The following is a 3826-nucleotide window of genomic DNA, read 5'->3' as shown; positions in this document are numbered from 1 at the left end:
TACGGGCACATCTCACACCATGTCGGTGGTCTAGGTCACCATTGGTCCGAATCCTGGGGGGATCGATGACCAGCAACCCGTGGCTTCCGCAGCCTGAGGTCGTAGAGGCGCCACCGCAACCGCCGGCGTCCCTACCGTCCAGCACCGGTGCGACAGCACCGCAGCCTGGCATCCCGGTTCCCGATCGCGTCGACCAGCTGCCGTCCCTAGAGCACGCGGCCGCCGCTCCACTTTGGTGGCTCGGCACCCACGGGGGAGCGGGGGAGTCCACCCTGTCCGAGCTCGTTCCCGGGTGGCGCGCCGCGGACCGCGCCTGGCCTCTGGTGGTGAACAGCCAGGCACCGGCCCGCACGGTCCTGCTCGCGCGCTCCAGCGTGCGCGGCCTGCGCGCGGCGCAGATCGCCGCGACGCAGTGGGCCTCGGGGATCGTCCCGCACGTCACCGTCCTGGGCCTGGTCGTCATCGCCGACGCCCCCGGGCGGCTCCCGCGCCCGATCCGTGACTTGATCAAGGTCGTCGGTGGCGGTGTGCCCCGTGTGTGGCACGTGCCGTGGGTCGAGTCCTGGCGTCTGGGCGAGGACGTCTTGCTGGAGACCGCCCCGCGCGAGGTGCGAAAGCTGGTCGAGGACCTGCGCGCACTCCTTCAAGCCGGTGCTGAGGGCACCACCAACTGAGAGGAAGACCCTGATGGGAACCATGACCATGCTGCTCGCGGAGGCCGCGGTCGCGCTGCCCAACCCTGACCCGATCCAGCCCCCGGGCACCGAGGGCTTCACCTCGATCATGGGCTGGGTCAAGTGGCTCGCCCTGGCCATCTGCATCGTCGGCCTGATGGTCGCCGGCGCTCTGATGGCGATCCAGTCCCGCCGCGGCGAGGGCGGCGAGCACGCGGGGAAGATCGGCATGGCCCTGGGCGGCGTGATCGTCATCAGCGCAGCCGGCTCCCTCGTCGGCTTCCTGATGACCGCCTGACCCAGCACAGACAGGGGGATTCCTTCATGGCGAGCGATGACACCGAACAGAACCCGTACACCCGGCCCGGCTTCGTGGCAGCGGCGATAGTCGTTGCACTGGTGGTGATCCTCGCGGCCGTCCTGGGCTACCGGGCCGTGGCAGAACCTGACGATCCGGACCCGACCACCGCACCGACCAGCTCCGCACCCACAGCCACCGCCGCCCCGACCGAGTCACCGTCGGCACAGGGCGGCGAAAGCGTCTGTGGCCTCGAGCCCGTCGAGCTCGAGGGCGCTCTCACCGCCGCACCCGACACGGAATGGGAGCTCGTCGGAAGGATCGCAGCTCCCGTCTCGGAGCAGCACGGTCCCGGGGTCATCGAAGAGAACGGCTTCCGCTACTGCTTTTCTCAGACTCCGGCTGGAGCCCTGCTGGCGGCTGCCAACATCGCCGTGATGGGGGCAGATCCGACCTTGTCCGAGGAGATGGCTGAGCACTTCATCGCTCCAGGGCCAGGTCGAGAGGCCGCGGTTTCTCAGGCGTCCTCCACGGGCGGCGATGGGCAGGTTTCCACGCAGATCGCCGGCTTCCGCGTGTCGTCTTACGAAAGTGACAGCGCACTCGTCGACGTCGCGTTCCGCGGATCCAACGACGCGCTTATCTCTTTCCCACTCCAACTCGTGTGGCTCGATGGCGATTGGAAGTTCAAGGTCGGCGACGATGGTCAGCCCTCAAGTCCGATAGGTCAGATTCCTGACCTCACCGGCTACATCCTCTGGTCGGGAGTCTGAGCGATGGCGACCGGTGAGAGCTGCGGTCTTGACGTCCTGTGCCACACGGGCAAGGTCGCCGGTTCCGTTATCGGGGATGCGACGGACAACCTGGCGAACCAGGTGCTGGAGGCGTTCGCGTCGGTCATCGCGTCGCTGGGCACGTTGTGGGTGAACGTCGGGACGCCGAATCTGACGGATACCGGTGGCGCATCCTCGGTGGACGGCGCGTCTGCTCCTGGGGTCAGGGAGCTGACGACGGTGCTGGGGTACGTCACCTGGGTCTCGTTGGCGGTGGCGATCATCGCTTTGATGATCCTCGGTGCGCTGATCGCGACACGGATCAGGACGGGCGAGGGCATCGCGAGCATGGGAAAGGTCGGCCTGATCCTCGGCGGCGTCGCTCTCGTCGGCGGTGCCGGCTCGATCGTCTCGGCGCTCCTGCCGAACGGCCCGGTTGGTGTCTCCGGGACGGTCGCGTTTCTTCAGTCCTCGCTCTGGCCGTACATGCTCATCGCGGCCGCCCTGTCCGTCGTCGTGGGCGGGGCTCGCATGTTCTGGGAGAGCCGTGCCGAGCCCGGCAAGGACCTGCTGCGCAGCCTCCTCACCCTGGCGGTCGTGGGTGGTGCCGGCGTCACGGTGGTCGCGCTGCTCGTGACCGCGGCTGACCGCTTCTCGGTCTGGGTCATCAACAACTCGCTCGCCTGCGACGTGACCGCGGCGGACGGGGCGTGCTTCGAGGAGAACGTCGGCGCACTTCTCGGTCTTGGCGCCGCCGGCGTGCCGGGTCAGGTGTCCCTCGGCTCGGTCCTGGTGATCATCTTCGGCCTGATCGCGATCCTGGCCTCGGTGGTGCAGATCGTCCTGATGGTCGCGCGCAGCGGGATGCTGGTGATCCTCGCCGGCATCCTTCCGCTGGCGGCCTCCTTCACGAACACGGAGATGGGCCGGAGCTGGTTCAAGAAGTGCATCGGCTGGCTGGTCGCGTTCATCCTCTACAAACCGGCTGCGGCGGTGGTGTACGCGGCCGCGTTCCAGCTCACGGGGACCGACGTCTTCGCCGACGACGGCTCCGGCATCCTCGCGGTGGTCACGGGCCTGATGCTGATGGTCCTGGCGCTGTTCGCCATGCCGGCGCTGATGCGGTTCGTGACGCCGATGGTCAGTTCCCTCGCCGCCGGCGGCGGGGGCGCGGCTGTCGCGGCCGGGACGATGGCGGCCATCCCGACCGGCGCCGCGGCCGTCGGCCGCCTGGCGACCGGCGCGGGCGGCGGCGGTGCTGCGACGGCGTCTAACGCGGCGCCGCAGAGCTCGAGCCACAACACGAACACGTCGACGAGCACGGCAACCTCGAGCCCCTCGGGCGCCGGTCAGGGCGGGAGCAAGGGCAGCGCCCCGGCTCCCACGGGTGCCCCATCCGCCGGAGGTGCACAGGCCGCCTCGGCGGGCGGCGGGGCGGCCACCGGTGCCGCCGCAGGCGGTACCGCCGCGACAGGTGCGGGAGCTGCTGCAGCTGGACCGGCTGGCGCCGCCCTGGCGGCCGGCCTGCAGGCAGGGCAGGCCGCGAGCTCGGCCGCGAAGAACACCGCAGACCAGGTAACGGGGGATGGTCCGAGTGGCAGTAATTGAGGAAACGCGCACCGCGCGGCGCACGTACGGCAACTGGCGGCGGCCGACGTCGCCGGGCCTGATGGGGCTCGGCTCCATCGGCACGGGCGTGCTGATCGCCGGCCTGGTGCTGGTCGTCATCACGGTGATGGTGGCCGGTCTGTGGCAGGCGGTCACCCTGGGCACGATCCTGGGCCTGGTCCTGCTGCTTCTGCTGGCGAAGGACCGGCACGGCCGAAACCTGCTCTCGCGCATCGGCGCGAGGACGGGCTGGTGGGCGGCGAGGTCTCGCGGCGCGCACCTGTACTCCTCCGGCCCGACCGGCCGGGCCCTGTGGGGCACCTTCCAGCTGCCGGGCCTGGCGGCGGCGACGCGCCTGTCCGAGCACTCCGACTCCTACGGGCGTCGGTTCGCGCTGCTCTACACCCCGGCGACCGGCCACTACTCCGTGGTGCTGGGCACCGAGCCGGACGGCTCGGCGCTGGTCGATCAGG

Annotated in this window: 5 protein-coding genes; all 5 read left to right on the top strand. The window is 70.1% G+C overall.

Annotated features, from left to right (window positions below):
- Positions 1–65 precede the first annotated feature (65 nt).
- Positions 66–674, top strand: a complete 609-nt coding sequence (locus tag ABD774_RS21290; protein ID WP_345045718.1) for a DUF6668 family protein — start codon at positions 66–68, stop codon at positions 672–674.
- A gap of 13 nt (positions 675–687) precedes the next feature.
- On the top strand, positions 688–972 hold the full coding sequence (locus tag ABD774_RS21285) for a hypothetical protein (RefSeq protein WP_345045706.1): 285 nt from the start codon (positions 688–690) through the stop codon (positions 970–972).
- Between the two features lie 26 nt (positions 973–998).
- A complete protein-coding gene (locus ABD774_RS21280) occupies positions 999–1745 on the top strand; it encodes a DUF8175 domain-containg protein (protein WP_345045716.1) in 747 nt (248 codons plus the stop codon).
- 3 nt (positions 1746–1748) lie between these two features.
- The gene (locus tag ABD774_RS21275; protein ID WP_345045713.1) at positions 1749–3353 is read left to right on the top strand and encodes a TrbL/VirB6 family protein; all 1605 of its coding nucleotides are present in this window, start codon (positions 1749–1751) and stop codon (positions 3351–3353) included.
- Positions 3340–3826, top strand: a 487-nt coding sequence (locus ABD774_RS21270; protein ID WP_345045711.1) for an SCO6880 family protein, incomplete at its 3' end; no start/stop codon positions are given. The genes ABD774_RS21275 and ABD774_RS21270, both read left to right, overlap by 14 nt.

The sequence above is a fragment of the Georgenia daeguensis genome (assembly GCF_039537705.1).
GTDB classification, from domain to species: Bacteria; Actinomycetota; Actinomycetes; order Actinomycetales; family Actinomycetaceae; genus Georgenia; species Georgenia daeguensis.
Note: the sequence above shows the minus strand (reverse complement) of the source record. Positions and strands in the feature narration are given on the sequence as shown.

Bases quoted from the DNA above. Each gene is read 5' to 3' on its own strand.
- ABD774_RS21290 (WP_345045718.1), top strand. From the start codon at position 66: ATGACCAGCAACCCGTGGCTTCCGCAGCCTGAGGTCGTAGAGGCGCCA.
- ABD774_RS21285 (WP_345045706.1), top strand. From the start codon at position 688: ATGGGAACCATGACCATGCTGCTCGCGGAGGCCGCGGTCGCGCTGCCC.
- ABD774_RS21280 (WP_345045716.1), top strand. From the start codon at position 999: ATGGCGAGCGATGACACCGAACAGAACCCGTACACCCGGCCCGGCTTC.
- ABD774_RS21275 (WP_345045713.1), top strand. From the start codon at position 1,749: ATGGCGACCGGTGAGAGCTGCGGTCTTGACGTCCTGTGCCACACGGGC.